Consider the following 18,646-nt stretch of genomic DNA (forward strand, 5'->3'; position numbering starts at 1 on the left):
CTTCCCTAAAAGCTATCAGCATTTGTACAATGCGATAAAAACAGGGCCGCTCGAACCAAGCAAAAAAGAGCGTGAAGAAAGCATAAAAGCGTATCTTCGAGGTTGGTATAAAGGCATGAAAGATTGCTATTGGTACGGTAGACACAAAAGACCTGTCGCTAATTTCTTTGGTTACTGGTCGCTGGAAGCCGCCATGGTGACTTTGTTGTTTAACTTGGATGATAGCAGTTATAACCACTTACCTTATTACCCTAAAGATTGGGTAGAAGAGGCACGCAAACAGGGCTTTGATAAAAGTCTATCGAAAGATAAACTACCGCCCATTAACATTGCTTTTCCCGAAACACCTTGCCCAGTCACGGGGTTATGGCAATCTAACCTGACTTCCAATGTGATTTCTCTCAAGGAAGGGGAGACAATGCCTGGGCCGATACAAGATGACAATGAAACCGCTTATTTCTGGGTATCGCAAACATCTTAATTACACGCGCCAAGCCTTATATTTTATGCCCAGCATTTGCTGGGCATTTTTAATTGGAACCAACAGCATCGAAATACTGAGTACTTAGCTCACGTTCAAGTACCTTGCGTTTTCCAGTATTGAAGATACGGAAGTATTTATTGATATCAGTACCTAGAGAGTGAATTGACGGAGAATTCCCAGATGGATTAAAGCAGAACATCCTTTTGAGTATGATACTTTAATACTTGGTATGATACTTTATTATTCTCTCACAGGTAAATCGTCTTGGAACTAAGTTGAGTCTTAACCTTACAAAGATTAATCTTTACTCAATAAAAGATATTATATGTGGTAATCCAGTAAACTATCTGGATCTGGGTGGTATGATGGGCAGCAATTTATGCATGTATGATTGCATTTTTTCTTTCGACGTGCGCTCTTATCTGAAGCAACATCTTTAAGCGCTATGGCAATGTGTCTCACTGTGAATATTTGCCCAGTGGCTTTACTATTATGTGTCGTTTCAAAGTAATTATCGCCTACATTAGTAGTAAAGTTGACGCTAAACTCTGGGCTTTTATTTTCTTTACGCGACAAGTATTGCTTCCATTTACTAAGCACCTCACTACTGTTGTTTTCTTTACAGTAAATCAGTAGTGCGCCATCTTTGAACGCACGTGTCCCATATCGATCTGATAACTGTCGAAACCCTTCCATAATGTGCGTCGTACTATAGTCAATCTTGGCTTCAGCCAAAAAACGGAAGTTTTGCTGAGATTCTTCAATGCATATATCACAGTTACCAGAAAAAGACGTGTCATGAGTCGCTGCGTGATTCAAGAAATGTAAAAGATTAACTAATTCAATGGTGATTCTGTCCTCAGTATCATGCTCTCTATGGATCGGATGCATTTCTAGCCGTTGGATTACTTTCTCTAAATCATTGTAAACTCTTACTAAATTATGGTTATAGTCTTGCCTTGCAAGATCTGAGTGTAATCCAGCCGTACAATTAGGAAGAGTATCTTTAAAAAAACCACTTTCAACTTGAGCTAGAGTTAAAGACCCATAAGGTAATGAAGAAGCTTGATTGTTCAACTGATAGCTCCCTCTGCATTGATAAATTCATGAGAAAGAACAAAAGAAAGTGTTACTTCATTTTCAAAGTTAGGGATTTCCCTACCTGTGACTGGATGATACAAAGCGCCGTCTTTCTGGGCTTCATATATCTCATCTGCTGTAATCTCGAACAAGCCATTATCATATAACTCATACCTGAGATTAAGTACGTGTATAGAGGGATGTACCAAGTAGTTTGTAGCTTTATAAACAAGTTCGTTTTCAGTGCTACTTAACCCACTATATTCACATAATTCACGTAAGTTGATAGGAGTATCTTGAAGATACTCCTTTTGAATGCTGAGAGATCTCAATACACGCTCTATGACTGGGAGCACATCAGTGTCCTCCCAATCATTGTGAATGCGTATAATTAGATCATTTAGATTCATGCTGCTAAAAGCCTTGTACGATATGTAGAGATGTCGTTCTTAATGTTAATTATATGATCAGTATAATCCATCTCTGTTTTGCAGTTTGATAAAATCACGTAATCTAAAACTGGCATTCCACCAGTCTGTATCAGTTTTGCTGTACCTGGTAGGTATGCTTCAGTCTCATAGCTGCCCTCTACTGTTGTCAAAGTTCTTCTCTTTCGGAGTGCAATTCGGAATGGTTGTAATGCTGTTTGAGACTGAGCCAAACTACTTTTCCCGCCTTTATGGAACAGCTCATTTCTCAGATCTTTTGTTCCTGTTCGCATTTTTTCATGATGGATAACGGAACCAACGATAAAACCAAGTTCACATACTCTTAGCTTTGAGTTTTCATATCCCCCAGGTACTGCTAAAAATAAATTTTCGTTTTCAAACTCAAGGTTTTCAGAAGGAATTACTTTTTCAATTGTATCTCGGAAAGATTTCTCTAGATAGGCAAAGGACTCTTCAATAGCTTGTTTCGACGACAAAGAGGCAGTGTCCAAGCGGAACTCAATTGTTTGATCTGAAAAACTAATGTACACCGAATCATAATAACGTCTTTTGATATGGCGTTTTGCTTTGATGTCATAAAGCTCATCTGGAAGAGTAAACCCTGCATTCAGTTGCTGAAAGTATGTTTCGTCTAGTTCAATAGTTTCTTCTAGAACTTTGATAGACGCATAGGTCAGTAAGAGGCCATCGCTGACTAAATCAGTTCTTATCAGTTTTGGGGTATGTTCTAACCTATCGTCAGAATTATCATCAATAAAAGGGTAATTGATCTCGGTAAAAGGCAGATCCACCAATATGTCTTTTGCTCTAGCTTCGATTTTATTGATGATTTTTTCTTTGAGAGTTTTTATCGATACAGTTTTGTCACCAAAAAGGATGAACTGCTCGTACGCACGGAACAAGCTTTCAATTTTTTCCTTATCCTTCAGTTCACAAGAGCTTGCGAGTTCATTGATGGCATCTTTAGTGTCATCTATGCTTCGTTTTGTGTTTATTCTCGATTCTTTGAGTATTAGACGGAGCATACGGCTTGGTATTCGGGTGGCAACTGAGTGCGCAAGTAGGTGCATTTTTGACGACATGTTTTATTCACATTATTACTATAGTTTCACGAGTCATATCATCAACGACTTTGACATTGTTTGGCTGATGAACGTTTATATGCAATCAATGTACACTAAACAATGTCAGCAGTAATCTCTATTTAAACTGAAAATTGATCAGGCGCGTCAATTATATTGGGCTAAGCCTCTTTTCCCTTACGGCTACGTTTAAGTAGAGACTCTGAACTAACTTTTAGCTTTGCATAACTCGTTGATAAGAGAAGTAGCGTAATCGGAGGTGAATTGATAACTGGGGAAGTCGCCTAGAAATTTACACTCGTTGCAGAAGATAGTTCTATTTGGTGTATCTAGATGCAATATTGTATCGCTCCAAAAAACGCTCTATATTTCTTACTCTTAGTGTATTTTTTATCAAGGGGAAGGGAATGAAAGCTCGCATCGGAATTGTGTCAGAAAACATTGTTCGTAATCATATAATTAACGTAGCTGCTGGTACGACTCAATGTGCTAAAGATATCCCAAAGTTCTGGTTTACAACACTGGATGAAGCTTCAAAGGTTCTCAGCAGAGATAATGTTGAACTGATGCTTCTGATAGCAAAGGAGAAACCACATAGCCTTACGGAACTAGCTAATATAAGTAAAATTGATATCTGTGAGCTAGAAAATACAATCAAAACGCTTTCATCAAAAGGCTTTGTGCGCATCGAAAAGCAAGGAACAGCTTCGCGACCAATTGCTCTATTCTCCGATTTTGAGACTGTCTTCGGGCAAGAACTAGAGAATGGACTGCGGGGTATTCGATAGATAATATCATTCAGTCCAACTCATTGCATAGCATATGAGTATTTCTACCGACGCGGTTTAAGTCTCGAATCGCCGCTGATTCCCTTGCGATTCTTAATGGTCTATCGTAAAGAATCGTATTGTTCAGGATGTCAATGTCACTACGTTCAGTATGTGTAAACTCGATAACACCATATGGCGTTTTAAAAGTCCCGTTTCTTCCCGTTGTCATCACTGTCAAACGATCAATTGGGATTTGAGAAATGACACCATACTCTGAAAGAGCAGATTCAAGTGAGATGTAGTTATATTCACCACGTCTAAGGCTTTTCGCAACATATTCAATGGTATAGCCGCCTTTATGACGACTTAACGCAAAAACATAAACCCCTCTGCATGCTCGCTCTAGCACTCCAAATTTGATCAAACGCGATAAGCTCTGCTTAAAAGCTTCAGCACTGTCATCAAAAAACACTCGCCGTAGATTGCTCTTGGTATACACATAAATTCCCGCCATATCAAACGTATGCAACCTTTGTAATGCAGTCTTAACTTCCATTTAAGCATTCATCAAATGTACATTTAAGGTAAAAATAGCATATTTTATTGTTCACTTAATGCTGTTTCATTAACTAACTCATTGAAAGAGTCTCTTTCCTCTATACACAGTGAAAGTTGCTGCTCAAGTATCTGGTTATTGGAATTCAGGTTAGCTATCACTTCTTGTGACTGACGAAGGTTGGCTTCCAGCACTTTATTACTAACGGAAAGCTCTTGATGTTCAGATTGCAGCTTTTGAAGAAATACATCCGATTTCTCTAGTGCTGATTGTGTTGATTTGAGTTCAGCCAATACTTCGTTCATCTTTTGAACAGTTTGTTCATGGCATTTTATCTGTTCGGATAGTCTCAACTCATAGCTCTTTGCCTCATTACGTGAGTAGTCAAGCTGTACCGCTTGGGCAGCAAAACCTTTCTCAATTTTTGCTAAGCTAACCTTTAGATCATTGATAGTCTCTTGATGACTGTCTAGCTTATCCGTTGTATGTTTGAGAGAGTTTGTAAGCTGATTGTTCGTCTTGATTAGATCAGATTGCTGATGCCTAGACTCCATAAGCAATTCGTCTATGTGTTCAATTTTTTCTTCGAGTGATTCATTCAGTTCGATTTGCTTTAATAGTCGAACTTCCATTTCAGCACACGTATTTTCTGCCATAGCTTGAGCTTTGATTGCTAAGTCAGTTTTTGTATCGAATTCGTGAATACGATAATTCATCAAGTTTCATAATGTTGATGAACTTGGCAATTTAAGGATGTGGTAATGCGCTGAATTATCATGCAAATTTCTTGCTCAGACTGGGCTAGTAGATTTTGAACCTCAATGGGTAATTCATAAGAAGCGATTACAGGATTTTCTGTAGCAGCAGTATTTTGCTCTTTACGCGTCGTATCAATTTCACCAGAGTCGATTAGTCGTTCCAAATCTCTCTTGATAGTTGATAATTTTCCGCGCCCCAACTGTTCTTTGATACGCCATGTGGATACTTCATCTCCTTGACTTAAAATCTTTTGCACTATTTGAATAAAATATTGATTTGTATAAGATTTAGGCCTAGCTATTATCATCACCATTATTATTCTTATTATCAAGGTTTGTTAAGTAACTAACTTACTAACTTAACTTATCGAGTTGCTGTGTTTCACGATCAGGCATTTTGTTTGGTTCCAAATCGACGGATTTCAACAGTATTTTGGCTCTTGTTTGCATGTGTGGCGGGAGCATGAGCATTTCTTTCATTGTCGTATCTAAAAAGGATTCCACCATCTTTTGTTGCCCTGATTGCTGGGCTTTTAACCCGAGGAATACCTTCTGACAGAATCGGCTAAGAGATTCAATAATTCCATCCTTCAACGAGTCTAAAACTCGTTCAAGTTTGCGTCTCTCAGTTCGAAGTTCAGTTATTGTTTGATGTTGAATCGTTAACTCTTGGTCATTTTGCTCTTTTTGATCTTCCTGCATTATCAATTCACCGTGTACGATGCTTTGCAGCATGACGGTTTCGTCTAATAACTGTTTTTGTATTTGTGTCTGCTGCTCAAGCTCAGCCAGTTTGGCTTGTTGAGCTTCAACTAAGCGGTTCTGAAAGTTATACGTTCTCTCTTCTTTTGGGAGTTTCGACTCTCTGTTCATTTGCTTCCTCTGCTGAGAGCGGCGCTCACTTTCAGGAGCCAGCTCTGCGTGAAGGCCTTTACAATGAAATAAATGCTTGTTAGCAAAATCAAAAACTAGTCGTTGGAAGTATTCGCCAAACTGCTTGTTTTGAGTTCTGTTTAGTTTTCCGCCTTTAGGAAGCAATTCGATTTTTGGATGTCGGTCTTGGATATAGCTGTTCACCACAGCAATCTGTGCTTTCAGTAGATCAAACTCGCCAGTCACTGAGTTTTGCGCTGAAAGAAAGTAATGTGTATGTGCTCCCGTATTCTCATCTACTAATCTTTCATCGTCGTGGGCAACAACAAAAAAAATCGGATACTCTGGAAAGTGATGCTTCAAGAAAAACTCAGTAAAGTGAATATACTCTTCCGTGGTGATTAATTTATTGCTCACCCCCCATTTTGCTGGAATTTTAAAAATTCCTTCTTGTACATACAGGTTATTGGCATTTGGAAAGGAAACCAGCTGATTGTGTGCGTCTAGGTACTTTTCCAGCATCTTGATACGCTGCGCTTTATATGTCATCGGAAGCAGCTTAAATCGCGAAATTTTTCTGTATGAACAGCGACCTTCTGTATTTAAAATGTCATTTAGAAACTCAGCAGCTTTATCATTCCCAGCTTTTAACAAGGACGCAATAGCCTTCTTGATTTTGTGTTTATGGCTGGTGCGTTGACTTTGTAACTTCTTATGCATATGAAGTTTTGGAGCGGGTGCCACTTGATATAGTAAGCTCCACTTTTCTTCATGCCTCCACTGGTCTAAACGGGTGATGTTCCCGTTTACATATATTTTGTTGAAAGGCAATAACTCAGGTAACCATTGTATTGAAGTTTTTGTTTCAAATGGTTCGAAATTTCCATCTTCAGTTATGCGATGAGTGATACGAAGCGAATGCCTTAATGATGCCTCACAAGCTCTTCGGTCATCTTGTCTTGATGTATAGTTTACTCTGCTATGATAATAATGAATTGTCTTCATACCCGACCTCCGCAAGGTCGAGTAAACAACTGTAATAGAAAGCCAACTGGTCGTTGTATTTGTATTGCACTTTTACAATACGTGTTATTAAGAGTGCTCATCGCGCACTCTCCATAACGTTTTCTTGTTGTTGAGGTGCTTGAGATTTTTGCGATGCATCCAATGCAAGCTTAGTTGCACAAGGCAGCTTTATGTCGCTGTCTGGTATGAGTAACCCAAAAGAGTCTTGTAAATGCCGAGCAGCTTGTAATGAACAATCAAAAGAGTCTTCACGGATCCACTTTCCGTAGTGACGATCAATCATTTTGGTGTCAGTATGCCCCATCTGGTGTGCTAACCACTCCTTGTTGATGCCAGCTGTTAGGCATTGAGATGCAAATGTGTGACGTAGCTGGCCAACTCCGCGATGTCTCACACCCGCAGCAATGAGATAGTTTTTGAAAAAACGCTCAGTGAACTCTTTAGCATCTGTGAACGGTTGATTCGTTTTAGTATTCACGAAGATGAAGTTAAGAGATTCTTGTTTTAATGTTTTATTATCGCGTTGCAAAACATTCACGGTTTTACTTCGACGTTTTCCCGTGAGTTTTCTCTGGGATTTCAAAATAGAAATAGCAAGCGGGTTTAGATCGATATTGCGCATCGAATCTGTTGTTTTCGGGCACTTATAAACATCAAGTACACAAGCACGACGAACATAAAGCTTTTTGCTTTTCAAATCGACATCGTTCCAGCACAAGGCGATAAGTTCGCTAATACGAAGACCTGTTAGGATATCCAATGCTGTTGCATTTTTTACCTGCGGGCACACATCGTTACAATTCGATAGGCGAGCGATTTCTGTCTTAGTAAAGGGATCGGGTTCTGTTTTTTCTACAAGTAGGTTCTTTATGTTTTCCATCGGATTATGATCAATACTCTGATCTGCTAAACCTGTTGAGAAGACAAATCGTAAAATAGTTAAGTGCTCATTAATTGTTTTATTTTTTAAGTGTGAATGCCATCCTGCAATAGTCATTCTAAGAGTACTATGCTTGATTGAACGTAAGTCTTCTTCACCAAAAATTTTACGTAATCTGTTGATCCGAGGTTGTTCCCCATTTTTTGTAGATTTAACTTTGCGATACTCACCGTCCGCAATAAAAATGTCTAGATAGTGACTGAAGCTTTGAGTGCTGCTCATTGTTTTTACTGTCATAATTATTTCTCTTTTTCGATTTTTGATTGATTCGAAATGGAAATTACGACCAAGATAAAAACTTGTCAAATACACAAGCTACTGAAAAATAACAGTAAATTATGTACTCTGACCTTGTTTATATATAATAAAAAACAAGAGATGTTAAATTTAAGATAATTTATCAAGCGGATAAGGAAATGGAGTTTCTGGATTTTCGGAAGAGAAATTTTTTTCGTAAAAATGAACCGTTTGAATAAAATTTAACCAATATTGCTAAGGTAGCTAATTGGGGGGATTGATAGTTCAGAGAAGTTAAAAGGTGATTTTATTAGCAAAGGTCATCAAAAAAAACATTGACGCTGACATCAAGAACCATAGCCAGATTGTGTAAGATTTCATCCGTCACACGTATCATGCCAGTCTCAATTTTTGCTAATTTACTACGAGTCATATCGATTCCGCGTAATGTCGCAATACGCTCTACATCCTGTTGAGACAACCCTTTGTCTAAACGGGCTTTTTTTATATTTTCACCTGTGATGTTCTTTGATTTTGTGATCGAGTTCATAGTAGTTAATGCACCTATATGGGTGCATTGAACTATCTCAGATAGTACTATATCCATGTGCACCCATATGGGTGCACATTGCATTTATAAGAGGAATAGTGCCAATGAATAATAAAAAGACCTTACTAGCAGTGAGTCTAGCGGCGATCATTACAGGATGTGGAGGAAGTGACGGAAATAGCGGTAGTGATACTTCAGCACTAAAGGCTCAAATTATCGATGGTTACTTGGTTAATGCGGAAGTGTATGTTGACCGCAATGGCAATAAGGTAGCCGATGAAGATGAGAAACTGGAGGGGGCAACGAATGCTGAAGGCTACATTAGTTTAGCTGAAAGCGATAAAAATTATATGCTCATCGCCCGTGCTATAGCAGGTCAAACGTTTGATACAGATAAAGGAGGCACTATTACAGCAAGCTTTGAATTAGCGGCACCAGCAGGCGCTATGGTACTCAATCCCTATACCACACTTGCTGTGATTGAAAATAGAACCATTGATGAAGTTGCTACCGAGCTTAATATCAATTCAGCTTTGATATCTGGCGACTATGTAAAGGCGAAAAGTGGTAATGATGCCGATGAAGCGAAAAAGGCCCATCTCGTGGCTCGCTCTTTAGCCCTAAAGTTGAAAGATAATATTACTCAATCTGCTTCTAATGTCAGCACTATCAAGACGGAGTTAGCTAATATTCAAAGTCACGTTGACTCAGAGGTGAACAAGGGGACAGATCTTGACGGGATTATAATCAAAGACGGGAATGTGGCTGTTGCACCTAAAACCGCTCAAGCATTACTCGTGGGAAGAACTTATGACGCGATTCCAACCAATTCCGTCTACTTTACAGATGAAGGTGTATTACAGGTGACGTTTACGTCTGATAACGTATCGTGGCTAGATGATCATGGTACTTTTGCTGGAAGTATGCCAATTAAATACACCTACAGTGGATACCAAACCGATGATGGGCATGAAGAAATTCTCTTTGTCGCTGATGACTTCTACCTTTCTGTTACCCCACAGAATGACATGACTTTAATGGCAAATAGTACGCTTGGTATCAATGAAGACAGTTATCCTCAAGATACCAGTATTGTTACCGCTAATTTCACAGGTAAAACGCTTTATCACTTCTGGGATGATTCGGGAACATTATCGGCACAGCCTAGTTTATCTAAATTTGCCTTTAACCACGATGGTACAGTTACTGTTTCGGAAAGAAATGCTCAAGGAAGTTGGACTGAACATGCAGCGGTTAACTGGGAAGTCGCTAATGCTCAACTGATTATGGATGCACCAGAGGAGGCAGGTAAACAATTTACTTGGTCGTTTAGTACTCTAAAGCACGATGGTTTACGTATTGCGTATGATGGCCGTCGGATTCCTCTCTTCTTTACAGAAAATGAAGATCTTGCTACTAGCCTATATCTGAAGTGGGTCGCTTTGTCAAAATAATTTAATGCCATCTCCTCAAACTGTCTTGGGGTGATATCTATCAACTAGTGTAGTAAACAGCAGTAAGATAATGATAAAGCGAGATTTTAAATGGAACTAGCCATCAATCATTCGAAAGTAAAATCAGGCAATGGAGAAGCGAAATACTTTGTCCGTACAGGCGAAGTCATCTCGTCTAATCTTGAATCCACAACACATACCTATTCTGATACAACCGTAACGGGTAGATCGTACATAACCAGTAGAACTAAAAAGAAAACGGTATTTTGGCTTAGATTTGATAACGGACAGGAAAGAAAGTACGTACTCAATAGTGATGTAGATATTCTGACAGGTCAAAAAATAAGCTTACTGTATTTGGAAGGGAAGAAGTCAACTTGCTTGGTTGGTATCGCGAACCATACGGCAGGTGAATACATTCCATACTTCAGTAGAACAGAGTTCCGTAAAGTGTTTAAACCAAACAGAGAAAATATTACTTTGCTTACTAGCGTTGGTTTAGTGGGTAGTGCCGCCCTCTATCACTCTGAGGTCTGGAAGCATGATCTAAACATCGCCGAATGGCTGGTCGGCGGATTCTTCTATGCTATGGGTGTCTTTTTTGTGTCGGGCTTGGTATTTCTATTTATTGCATTAATTCAAACTATTTTAGATTTTGATTATTACTCGTTTAAGAAAGAAGTTGCAAGTAACCTAAAGACAATTATTTAATAATTTAATTAAAAGGCATTGCTATTAATAGCGTGCCTTCTTTTGAGTTTTAATTATTTAAAGTCTCTCATTAAATAAAATTTAAACAATGTATTTACAAATCAATTATTACTTGGTAAATATATATTCAAGCCAGTATGGCTAAGCTTATTTAAAGGAAATGTAATATGAAAAATGTAGTGATTAAATTTAAAAATAGCCGTAAATCCAGTTATGTTATTGAAAAAGAAATCCTAAAAGAAAAAACTGAAAAGTTTAAACTTAAGTACAGCAATATTTCTGATGAAGAAGCACTGCATAGAGCGAATCAGATGCATTCTGAACATAAAGATAAGCCTGTATACCATGTGGCGAATAATTACTCAGGAAGCGAGAAGGTTAAGAAAGATAACCGTGTTCCAGGTTTATATGGTTGCAACCGCTATAAGTCAAAGAAACCAGAAGTATTCAATATTTTATGATTTAACGTTTCACCACCATAGTTAATTCATTATTTAAGTCTCTGGTTTATGGGGAAACTATAAGAAAAAATAAAACCCCAGATTTAAACTAGGGCTATATTAATATAATCAACAAATAATGACGATAGATGATCGTTAAAGACTATTCTGCAAGATGAACTCTCTTAATAACTTGTTAAGTTCAATATTGACTTTTGGAAGCGATAAACTGTGGCCTAGTTTATCTTCTAAGTAATTTTTTGCTTTTGATTTATCGACAGTTGCTTTTAGTGCGTCAAAACGTCCGTAATCGTTCAAATTAGCGGCTGTAATTTGCCCTGTCATAAGCTTTTTAAGTAGGGTTCTATCTAAGCCTAATGCGTCAATCATCTCTTGCAAAGCTTGCTCTTCTTCTTCAGCTTGAGCGCTAGTGATGTAATCTCTGAAGGTTTTACCCGCATCGATAATAATATTCCCCAACTGAATGTCGATCAGTAGCTTATGCGCTTGCTTTTGTTCTGCCTGATTTAACGTTGAAAATGACTTATGTAATTCATCTAATGTTCTCTGCATTTGTTCTGGTGTCACGTTCGGTTGATCAAGCTCTTTTAAAAACTTGGTGAACTGCGCATTCATATAGTTATGATCTATTCGCCCCGTATTTTGCTCAGTCAAGTAGCCAGATATAGCGTATGGAACCGCAGGAGAATTACTATTGTTTCCATTTGAAGAAGATAGCTCCTTATATCGTTGAAGCAAAGCTTGGAACTGAGATTCATCGAAATCGACATCAACTACTTTACCCGTGTCATCAAACGGATAGCTATCTTCTTGCCAGTTGAAACCTTGTACTTTCGCAGCTTCTAAATATTTATTGAACTCATTGAATAAACTAGCAAATTTGCCACATGCGGCATCGTCTGCTGGCAACTGGTTGAAGTTGCTTATTTGTTCATTGTTAAATAGAGCCTCGATTTCAGAAAATACGTCATTTAACCTGTGTAAGTTATCTTCTAGCCGATCAACAAATAAACCATACGGACGGTCGCCAGAATAAAGCTTAATAGCTTTATTAATGTTCTGTTCCATGGTGTGTGGCTTGCGATAGTAGCGAATATTGCCAAAAGGCTTATCTAAGCCAAACAAACGGTTGGTACGCGAGAAAGCTTGAATGATGTTCGCATACTCAAGAGTTTTATCGAGATATAAGGTGTTCACCCATTTAGAGTCGTACCCTGTCAACATTTGATCCACCACTATTAAAAGATTTAACTGTTGATCACGATGGTGCTCGATATATTGATATGGCTTCTTATGAGCAAGGCGAGCAGCAATGTCTTTTTTGAAGTGTGCGTGAGTTGGTAGCGTATAAGTCGTGTTAAATGCTTGATTATAATCCGTTATGATATCAACTAATGCCGCTTCTTTAACTACAGCTCCACCTTTATTGTCTAGGTTAGGGTCAAACAGCGCGGTAATTTTGAGCTGCGGTGCTTGCTGCTTGAATAAACGGTAGTACTCTAATGCGTCAGAAATGCTATGAGTAGCAAATATTGCGTGAAACTTACCTGAACGACTAAAGCGAGGCCAGTTGGCTAGAATATCATCAATAACTTTTTGCTTATGCTCGATGCGAGCATATTGAGTTGATGGAAGTAAATCCTCAATCCCTCTGACGGTTTTCCCATTAATTTCACAAGTTGCCATTGGCACTCGTGCACTATCCATATACTTATCGTAAATTTTAGTTTTGGCTGGATCTGCAAAAACTTCATTCACGTCTAGTGCTTTGGCTTTCTCTAATGCAATCGCTTGGCGTAAGTGACTATCTTGGTACGTCATGATTTTATAGGGGTCAAATCCTAAAACGTTACCATCACGGATGCCGTCAGCAATACTATAGCGGTGGAGTTCATCACCAAAAATCGTACTGGTTGTACTGTCTTTTTTCTGGTTTTCTTCTTGAATCGGAGTCCCAGTAAAACCAAAGAAGACGGCATTAGGAAAGGTGGCTTTGATCGTGGTGAGCATATCGCCGAAAGTGGAACGATGGGCTTCATCAACAATAAACACAATACGTTTCCGATTGATTAAATCGATGTCAGCAGTCTTCAACTGACCTTCATCATGAATGTTGCTCATCTTTTGAATCGACGTAACAATTAAGCAGTTGCTAGGCTTGGTGCTCTTGAGTTTATCGATCAAGACATAAGTATTCTCAGTGCTTTGAATATCGTCAGTGGCTTCTGCGAAGCTTCGATATTCTTCCAATGACTGTGTGCCTAATTCAATGCGATCCACCAGGAACACAACTTTATCAGCATCACCTGAATTGGCGATAAGCTGCGCCGATTTAAAACTGGTCATTGTTTTTCCTGACCCTGTGGTATGCCAGATGTAACCGCCTTTGTTCTTTATTGACCAGTCAAGGCTACCGACCTTTTTCGAAATGGCATTCGCGGCGTAATATTGATAGCTACGCATCACTTTGAGAATACCATCAGCGTTATCAGCAACGGTATAGAAGCCTATCAACTGGTGAGCCATAGGGATAGACAATAAATCAGCAATGACATCATGCCAGCGGTTAACAGGCTCATTGTTACTGTTTGCCCACTGAAAATAGTGATCATGGTTAAACGTGCCATCGATACCTGGGTTGGCAAAATAGAGTGATTTTTCTGGGTTCATGACGACGAACACTAGCACTAACGCCATGATACCACTGCTAAAGTGGCCTTCTTGTGTATACTTCTCTACCTGATTACAAGCCTCAATCACAGGTACGCCAGAACGTTTTAACTCCAAATGGATAACAGGCATACCATTAATTAACAGTACCAAGTCACCTCTTCGGTCGTGCTGCACAGCACTTTTACGGGTAAAGCGAGGTTGTTGAACAATTTGGTATCGGCTTTTTCCTGCGGCTATTTCTTGGCGATCATAAATATGTAAGCTGATTTCTTTGCCGTAATGCAGTTCATCTGCGGGGTTATCACGTTTGATTGAAACCGTTTTACCATTGATAAAGCCATTGAGCTTGAGCGGCGTTTTTAACTGAATGATTTGTTCAACAATCTGTTGCATCTCACTTTTGGTCAAAGGTGCATTGTTGAGACGGTCAATCGTGTTGTTATTTTGAAAGAGGATATTAGCCCAGTTTTGTAGCAGGTCATCTTCAGTAAGATTCTTAAGTACATGATCTTCCCATCCTTTTTTGCAAAGTTCGGTAATGACATCTTGTTCAAATTGGGCTTCACTGGTGTAGGTCACAAGGTTTCCTTACGTATACGGTGGCTTATAAGCAGGGCTAAAACAGGAAAATAAAATCATAAAGAGATCACAGCGCGATGGCTGTGATCATTTAGATCATTTGCAGCTTAAGATCTTGTTAAACAAACATTTTTACAAGGTAGGCCTGTTTAATATTTTTCAACTTATTGATTTTTTGTTGTTGGATAACAATCAATCGCTCAAGGTTATGGAAGTATTCACCTATTTTTGCTTGTTCCGCAGCATCTTTAGGGTGGTAAACCTGCGTTTCTTTTATCGATGATTTTGATATTGAAGAAACTTTTGTACCCTGTATCAGGGTTAACAGTTGATCATGATAAAGGTTCGAGTTTAAAAAGTATCCAAGGTATTTGGGTGCAAATGCCTTTTTAGGTCTTACAGCAATAGTATGTAGGCCAGCGAATAGTGGTTGACTACCTAACTTATTAATCTCACAGCATTTTCCTACCGTTAAATCCTCTGCGGCATCAGCAAAAACGATATCACCATCTTGTAAACGATTTGGCATCATTTTTTCAACAGCACCACCATTAGTAATGAATGGCACTTTTTCTAATGTAAAGTCGAGGATCTCGCCAAACTTAACTAATACATCGCCATAATGTACATTCATTCCTAATCCAGCATCATCGTTTAGCTCTGCTCTTGATAGGCTGTTATTCCGAATATAGATAAATATTTCTTGAAAGTCTTTTGTTTCCCAATCACTATCAAATCCAGCAAAACGTAATTCGGGCGCTTTTTTTCCAGCTCTAGGGAACATTTTGTCTAACATTGCCTTTTTTAACTGCTGTAACTTACGGTGTTTATCTTGGTGTCGCTCTATTTGCTGGTCTAGATTTTGGAAAAAATCGGTGATTTTCTGTTGTTCATTTAGCTCTGGAATTAGGATATATCTTTCTTTCCAGTCAGTGATATCAAAAACTAGTTTTTCAATATCTACACCGTATGAGCTAATGAAATACAGTTTTTTGATTTCTGGCCTTTTGGAAATCGTGCTCCAAAATTTAGCAGTTATTTTTTGATTGTCTGTTACTACAAGATATTCGTTTGATACAACGGCATTATCCAAAGATTCTGGAACAATACCGTTCGCACCGTGAACAACTTGACGCTTTGAAATTAGAAAGTCGCCAGCCTTAATAGCAACATGGTTTTTTACTAAAATATTTTTACCTTTGACAACAGACCTAGGTACAACGCCTTCATTGCGGCGCTTTACTGTAACTAACTGATATAACTCATTGTCTAGCAACTGAACTGGTCGAGATATATCCGTAAGGATGGAGCCAATTCGTTGCTGAGTCCAATCATCATGAAAGTCAACAAAACGCAAGCGAGGTTGTAGTAATTTCACTTCACTCACCATACGTGTCACCTTTTAGAAACTGTTGTAGTTTTTCTAAGCCTTTCACATCAAACTCATTACCTTGAAGTTCGCCCATCATAGTAATCAAACGCTGTTCGACCACTTTAGCTTCACGAACAATATCGCTGTAAGTTTGAGCATATTTCCCAGCTAGTGCTTGTAGCTTGTTCGTGAGTTGCTGCAACATCAGATCAGGTAGTTGGTTTAATAATTCCACTATCGGTTTTACCCATTTAAGCAACAGCAAATGATCAATCTCGTTTGGAGTTAGGTTAAGAATTTTAGTACGAGTTGCCTCTAGAAGCGCTTCACTTTGCTCTTTGAGGTGCTTTTTCAGCGCTTTTTCTTCTGCCTGAAGTTTAGCCACTGTCAAGAGCTTGGTTTCGAAGCTATCTTTAGCAAAAGTCTCGCCTTTTTTCTTATCATCTTTAATCTGTTTTACTTCTTTGTTGAGAAGGGCATTGATAAAGCCCGTTTTATCTTCATTGACACACTCAGCTTCTTTTTCTTCTTCACTTAATGAGTCAAACAGTTCTTGAATCTCAGCATCGATACTTTGCAGACGTTCATTAATTGCTTGGATTTTGGCAGCTTCCTCGGTGGGGTAAGTCTTCTCTACCAGCTCAAATGGGAAAATGCGACCAAGCCATCCATCCTGTACTTGAACGTCTTTACCTTTTTGTTTTTTAGTCACCATATGAGGTTCAACGACTTTACAGGTTTCTATACCTTCTGTTTGGATCATTTCAAGGTCAGCATTGAGAAGCTGCCATTGGTCATCTAACAATTGGTAAGCGTCGTATTTGTCAATTAATGGGATACCTTTTAAGCGTGTAAATATCTCGGTACTTAAGATATCTTGTTGCTGAGTACGCTTAACCTGTAGCAACTCCGTAATCAAGCTTTGTTTAAGATAAGCTTCAAAACCTCCAAATGCTTGATGATACTGCGCTTTGAATTGTTTAACATCGCCGTGGTGATCAATGGCTGCTTTGACGTCGGTGACTTTTAAAGCCGAGTACTCACTAGACGTTGGCGAGAATAAACTCTCTTTAAGGTTAGGCATCGCTTGCCAATAGTGAGCCAAGCTTTCCAACTCATTGTTAGGAATCCCCCCAAACATTGAGGCATAGATATCCCAGCTTTCATTTTCTTCAGAAGAATCAACATAACGAGGGATATTAAGGTTATAGCCATTTGCACGAATAGTAGCGCGGCTGACCAATGCTGCATACTTTTCTTGAGGCTGTCGATCGTTAACGGTATCGACAATACGTCTGATGTCACAAGCACGTAGCTTGTTATTTTTACCGTCTTTGATGAAGCCTTTTGATGCATCAATAATCAACACATCATCACTTGTTCGAATCCGCTTTAGCACCAAAATAACCGTTGGAATACCTGTACCAAAAAAGATATTCGAAGGTAAACCTATAACGGCATCAATATGGTTTTTCTCAATCAAGTTCTCGCGGATCTTACCTTCATCACCGCCACGAAATAGGACTCCATGTGGCAAAACAATGGTCATGATACCATCTGGCTTGAGGTGATAAAGATCATGCAGTAAGAACGCGTAGTCAGCTTTAGTTTTTGGTGCTAAGCCAAACGGTGCATAACGGGGGTCTTTGTTTTTAAATTCAGGATCCCATTTTTGCGAGTAAGGCGGGTTTGAAACCACTGCATCCACACGCATCGGTTCATGGGTTTTCTCGTTATCAATCGGCCAATCATCTTCCAAAGTATCGGCATTACGAGTGATTATGTTGTTTGGCAAAATTCCGCGCATGAACAGGTTCATGCGAGTTAAGTTGTAAGTGTTTTGCTTTAGCTCTTGAGCGTAATAGCGAATGTTGTTTTGCGCATCAAGGCGTTTTTCTACTGATTGACCAATGTTAATCAATAATGAACCAGAACCACTTGTTGGGTCATATATTTGAATATCTTTACGATTTTTCAGGTGTTCTGCCATGATCTCAGACATCAGGACGGAAACCTCATGAGGCGTATAAAACTCACCTGCTTTTTTTCCCGCATTTGCTGCAAAATGGCTGATTAGATACTCGTAGATAAAGCCAAGCACATCATAATCTTGCTTACCTTTCATCGGGATGTCATTGATAAGATGGATTAAGCTCATTGCCGCTTTGGTTTGCGCTGCGGCACTTTCCCCCAGTTTGCTTAAGCCTGTTTCGAGAGTGGTAAAAATGCCATCAAACAAATCTTTGTGATCAGGGTTAATCAATCGACTAAAAGCAGACAAAGCATCACGAACATACGCAATGTCAAAGTCTTTACCGCCATTGACCCACGTTGAAAACAGGTTGTCATATGCAATGAAGTAACCTAGTTCATCTTGGACAAACTTAACTGTGTCGGTATCCGCTTCACTTACCTTTGAAATCAATTCGTTATCGAAGTCATTTTGGAGTAAGAACTGAACTTGTTTATCAGACAAGAACTTGTAGAAGATGAAGCCCAAAATGTAATCTTTGTAATCGTTGGCTTCAATTTTAGAACGCATCTGGTTCGCCGATTCCCAAATTTTGGCGGCAAGCTGTTGTTTATTCATT

Annotated in this window: 17 protein-coding genes; 5 read left to right on the forward strand and 12 right to left on the reverse strand. The window is 38.9% G+C overall.

Features of this window, described 5'->3' with window-relative positions:
• Positions 1–481 (forward strand): PoNe immunity protein domain-containing protein (locus MHN79_RS00005; protein WP_239171149.1); only part of this gene is annotated, 481 nt, incomplete at its 5' end.
• Between the two features lie 324 nt (positions 482–805).
• Here MHN79_RS00005 and MHN79_RS00010 read toward each other — a convergent pair.
• The 3 genes from MHN79_RS00010 to MHN79_RS00020 are packed head-to-tail and all read right to left on the reverse strand — an operon-like array spanning position 806 to position 3,095.
• Positions 806–1,561 carry a hypothetical protein gene (locus MHN79_RS00010; RefSeq protein ID WP_239171150.1) on the reverse strand — a complete coding sequence of 252 codons (756 nt, stop codon included), beginning with the start codon at positions 1,559–1,561 and terminating at the stop codon, positions 806–808.
• On the reverse strand, positions 1,558–1,920 hold the full coding sequence (locus tag MHN79_RS00015) for a hypothetical protein (RefSeq protein WP_239171151.1): 363 nt from the start codon (positions 1,918–1,920) through the stop codon (positions 1,558–1,560). The genes MHN79_RS00010 and MHN79_RS00015 overlap by 4 nt, the downstream gene beginning before the upstream one ends.
• 50 nt (positions 1,921–1,970) lie before the next feature.
• The gene (locus tag MHN79_RS00020; protein WP_239171152.1) at positions 1,971–3,095 is read right to left on the reverse strand and encodes a hypothetical protein; all 1,125 of its coding nucleotides are present in this window, start codon (positions 3,093–3,095) and stop codon (positions 1,971–1,973) included.
• Positions 3,096–3,502: 407 nt separating this feature from the next.
• On the opposite strand from MHN79_RS00020, the gene MHN79_RS00025 reads away from it, so the two are divergent.
• Positions 3,503–3,883 carry a transcriptional regulator gene (locus MHN79_RS00025; RefSeq protein WP_239171153.1) on the forward strand — a complete coding sequence of 127 codons (381 nt, stop codon included), beginning with the start codon at positions 3,503–3,505 and terminating at the stop codon, positions 3,881–3,883.
• A 10-nt stretch (positions 3,884–3,893) separates the two neighbouring features.
• Here the strand turns inward: MHN79_RS00025 and MHN79_RS00030 are convergent, their stop codons facing one another.
• The 6 genes from MHN79_RS00030 to MHN79_RS00055 all read right to left on the reverse strand — a co-directional run bounded on the left by MHN79_RS00030 (position 3,894) and on the right by MHN79_RS00055 (position 8,805).
• On the reverse strand, positions 3,894–4,421 hold the full coding sequence (locus MHN79_RS00030) for a hypothetical protein (RefSeq protein ID WP_239171154.1): 528 nt from the start codon (positions 4,419–4,421) through the stop codon (positions 3,894–3,896).
• 44 nt (positions 4,422–4,465) lie between these two features.
• Positions 4,466–5,137, reverse strand: coding sequence for a hypothetical protein (locus tag MHN79_RS00035; RefSeq protein WP_239171155.1), 672 nt, complete (start codon positions 5,135–5,137; stop codon positions 4,466–4,468).
• Positions 5,137–5,493: a hypothetical protein gene (locus tag MHN79_RS00040; protein WP_239171156.1), complete on the reverse strand. Its 357-nt coding sequence runs from the start codon at positions 5,491–5,493 to the stop codon at positions 5,137–5,139. Before MHN79_RS00040 ends, MHN79_RS00035 begins: the two co-directional genes overlap by 1 nt.
• A 40-nt stretch (positions 5,494–5,533) precedes the next feature.
• On the reverse strand, positions 5,534–7,057 hold the full coding sequence (locus MHN79_RS00045) for a hypothetical protein (RefSeq protein WP_239171157.1): 1,524 nt from the start codon (positions 7,055–7,057) through the stop codon (positions 5,534–5,536).
• Between the two features lie 97 nt (positions 7,058–7,154).
• Positions 7,155–8,255 carry a site-specific integrase gene (locus tag MHN79_RS00050; protein ID WP_239171158.1) on the reverse strand — a complete coding sequence of 367 codons (1,101 nt, stop codon included), beginning with the start codon at positions 8,253–8,255 and terminating at the stop codon, positions 7,155–7,157.
• A gap of 310 nt (positions 8,256–8,565) precedes the next feature.
• Positions 8,566–8,805: a helix-turn-helix transcriptional regulator gene (locus MHN79_RS00055; RefSeq protein ID WP_239171159.1), complete on the reverse strand. Its 240-nt coding sequence runs from the start codon at positions 8,803–8,805 to the stop codon at positions 8,566–8,568.
• 104 nt (positions 8,806–8,909) lie between these two features.
• Between MHN79_RS00055 and MHN79_RS00060 the strand changes: the two genes are divergently transcribed.
• From MHN79_RS00060 to MHN79_RS00070, 3 genes are all read left to right on the forward strand, one after another.
• Positions 8,910–10,259 carry a hypothetical protein gene (locus MHN79_RS00060; RefSeq protein ID WP_239171160.1) on the forward strand — a complete coding sequence of 450 codons (1,350 nt, stop codon included), beginning with the start codon at positions 8,910–8,912 and terminating at the stop codon, positions 10,257–10,259.
• Positions 10,260–10,349: 90 nt separating this feature from the next.
• On the forward strand, positions 10,350–10,970 hold the full coding sequence (locus MHN79_RS00065) for a hypothetical protein (protein WP_239171161.1): 621 nt from the start codon (positions 10,350–10,352) through the stop codon (positions 10,968–10,970).
• Between the two features lie 167 nt (positions 10,971–11,137).
• Positions 11,138–11,431: a hypothetical protein gene (locus MHN79_RS00070; RefSeq protein WP_239171162.1), complete on the forward strand. Its 294-nt coding sequence runs from the start codon at positions 11,138–11,140 to the stop codon at positions 11,429–11,431.
• A gap of 135 nt (positions 11,432–11,566) precedes the next feature.
• Here the strand turns inward: MHN79_RS00070 and MHN79_RS20960 are convergent, their stop codons facing one another.
• The 3 genes from MHN79_RS20960 to MHN79_RS00085 form a co-directional block, all read right to left on the reverse strand.
• Complete coding sequence (locus tag MHN79_RS20960) at positions 11,567–14,683, reverse strand: HsdR family type I site-specific deoxyribonuclease (protein WP_239171163.1); 3,117 nt, start codon at positions 14,681–14,683, stop codon at positions 11,567–11,569.
• A 118-nt stretch (positions 14,684–14,801) separates the two neighbouring features.
• The gene (locus tag MHN79_RS00080) at positions 14,802–15,959 is read right to left on the reverse strand and encodes a restriction endonuclease subunit S (RefSeq protein WP_239171164.1); all 1,158 of its coding nucleotides are present in this window, start codon (positions 15,957–15,959) and stop codon (positions 14,802–14,804) included.
• A 103-nt stretch (positions 15,960–16,062) separates the two neighbouring features.
• On the reverse strand, positions 16,063–18,645 hold the full coding sequence (locus MHN79_RS00085) for a type I restriction-modification system subunit M (protein WP_239171165.1): 2,583 nt from the start codon (positions 18,643–18,645) through the stop codon (positions 16,063–16,065).
• Between the last annotated feature and the right edge of the window lies 1 nt (position 18,646).

It is taken from the genome of Vibrio sp. Of14-4 (assembly GCF_022347625.1).
Lineage (GTDB): Bacteria > Pseudomonadota > Gammaproteobacteria > Enterobacterales > Vibrionaceae > Vibrio > Vibrio pristinus.

What these genes read in the sequence shown, in the direction of transcription:
- MHN79_RS00020 (WP_239171152.1), bottom strand. Translation starts at nt 3,095, where the DNA reads ATGTCGTCAAAAATGCACCTACTTGCGCACTCAGTTGCCACCCGAATA.
- MHN79_RS00025 (WP_239171153.1), top strand. Translation starts at nt 3,503, where the DNA reads ATGAAAGCTCGCATCGGAATTGTGTCAGAAAACATTGTTCGTAATCAT.
- MHN79_RS00030 (WP_239171154.1), bottom strand. Translation starts at nt 4,421, where the DNA reads ATGGAAGTTAAGACTGCATTACAAAGGTTGCATACGTTTGATATGGCG.
- MHN79_RS00035 (WP_239171155.1), bottom strand. Translation starts at nt 5,137, where the DNA reads ATGAATTATCGTATTCACGAATTCGATACAAAAACTGACTTAGCAATC.
- MHN79_RS00040 (WP_239171156.1), bottom strand. Translation starts at nt 5,493, where the DNA reads ATGGTGATGATAATAGCTAGGCCTAAATCTTATACAAATCAATATTTT.
- MHN79_RS00045 (WP_239171157.1), bottom strand. Translation starts at nt 7,057, where the DNA reads ATGAAGACAATTCATTATTATCATAGCAGAGTAAACTATACATCAAGA.
- MHN79_RS00050 (WP_239171158.1), bottom strand. Translation starts at nt 8,255, where the DNA reads ATGACAGTAAAAACAATGAGCAGCACTCAAAGCTTCAGTCACTATCTA.
- MHN79_RS00055 (WP_239171159.1), bottom strand. Translation starts at nt 8,805, where the DNA reads ATGAACTCGATCACAAAATCAAAGAACATCACAGGTGAAAATATAAAA.
- MHN79_RS00060 (WP_239171160.1), top strand. Translation starts at nt 8,910, where the DNA reads ATGAATAATAAAAAGACCTTACTAGCAGTGAGTCTAGCGGCGATCATT.
- MHN79_RS00065 (WP_239171161.1), top strand. Translation starts at nt 10,350, where the DNA reads ATGGAACTAGCCATCAATCATTCGAAAGTAAAATCAGGCAATGGAGAA.
- MHN79_RS00070 (WP_239171162.1), top strand. Translation starts at nt 11,138, where the DNA reads ATGAAAAATGTAGTGATTAAATTTAAAAATAGCCGTAAATCCAGTTAT.
- MHN79_RS00085 (WP_239171165.1), bottom strand. Translation starts at nt 18,645, where the DNA reads ATGAATAAACAACAGCTTGCCGCCAAAATTTGGGAATCGGCGAACCAG.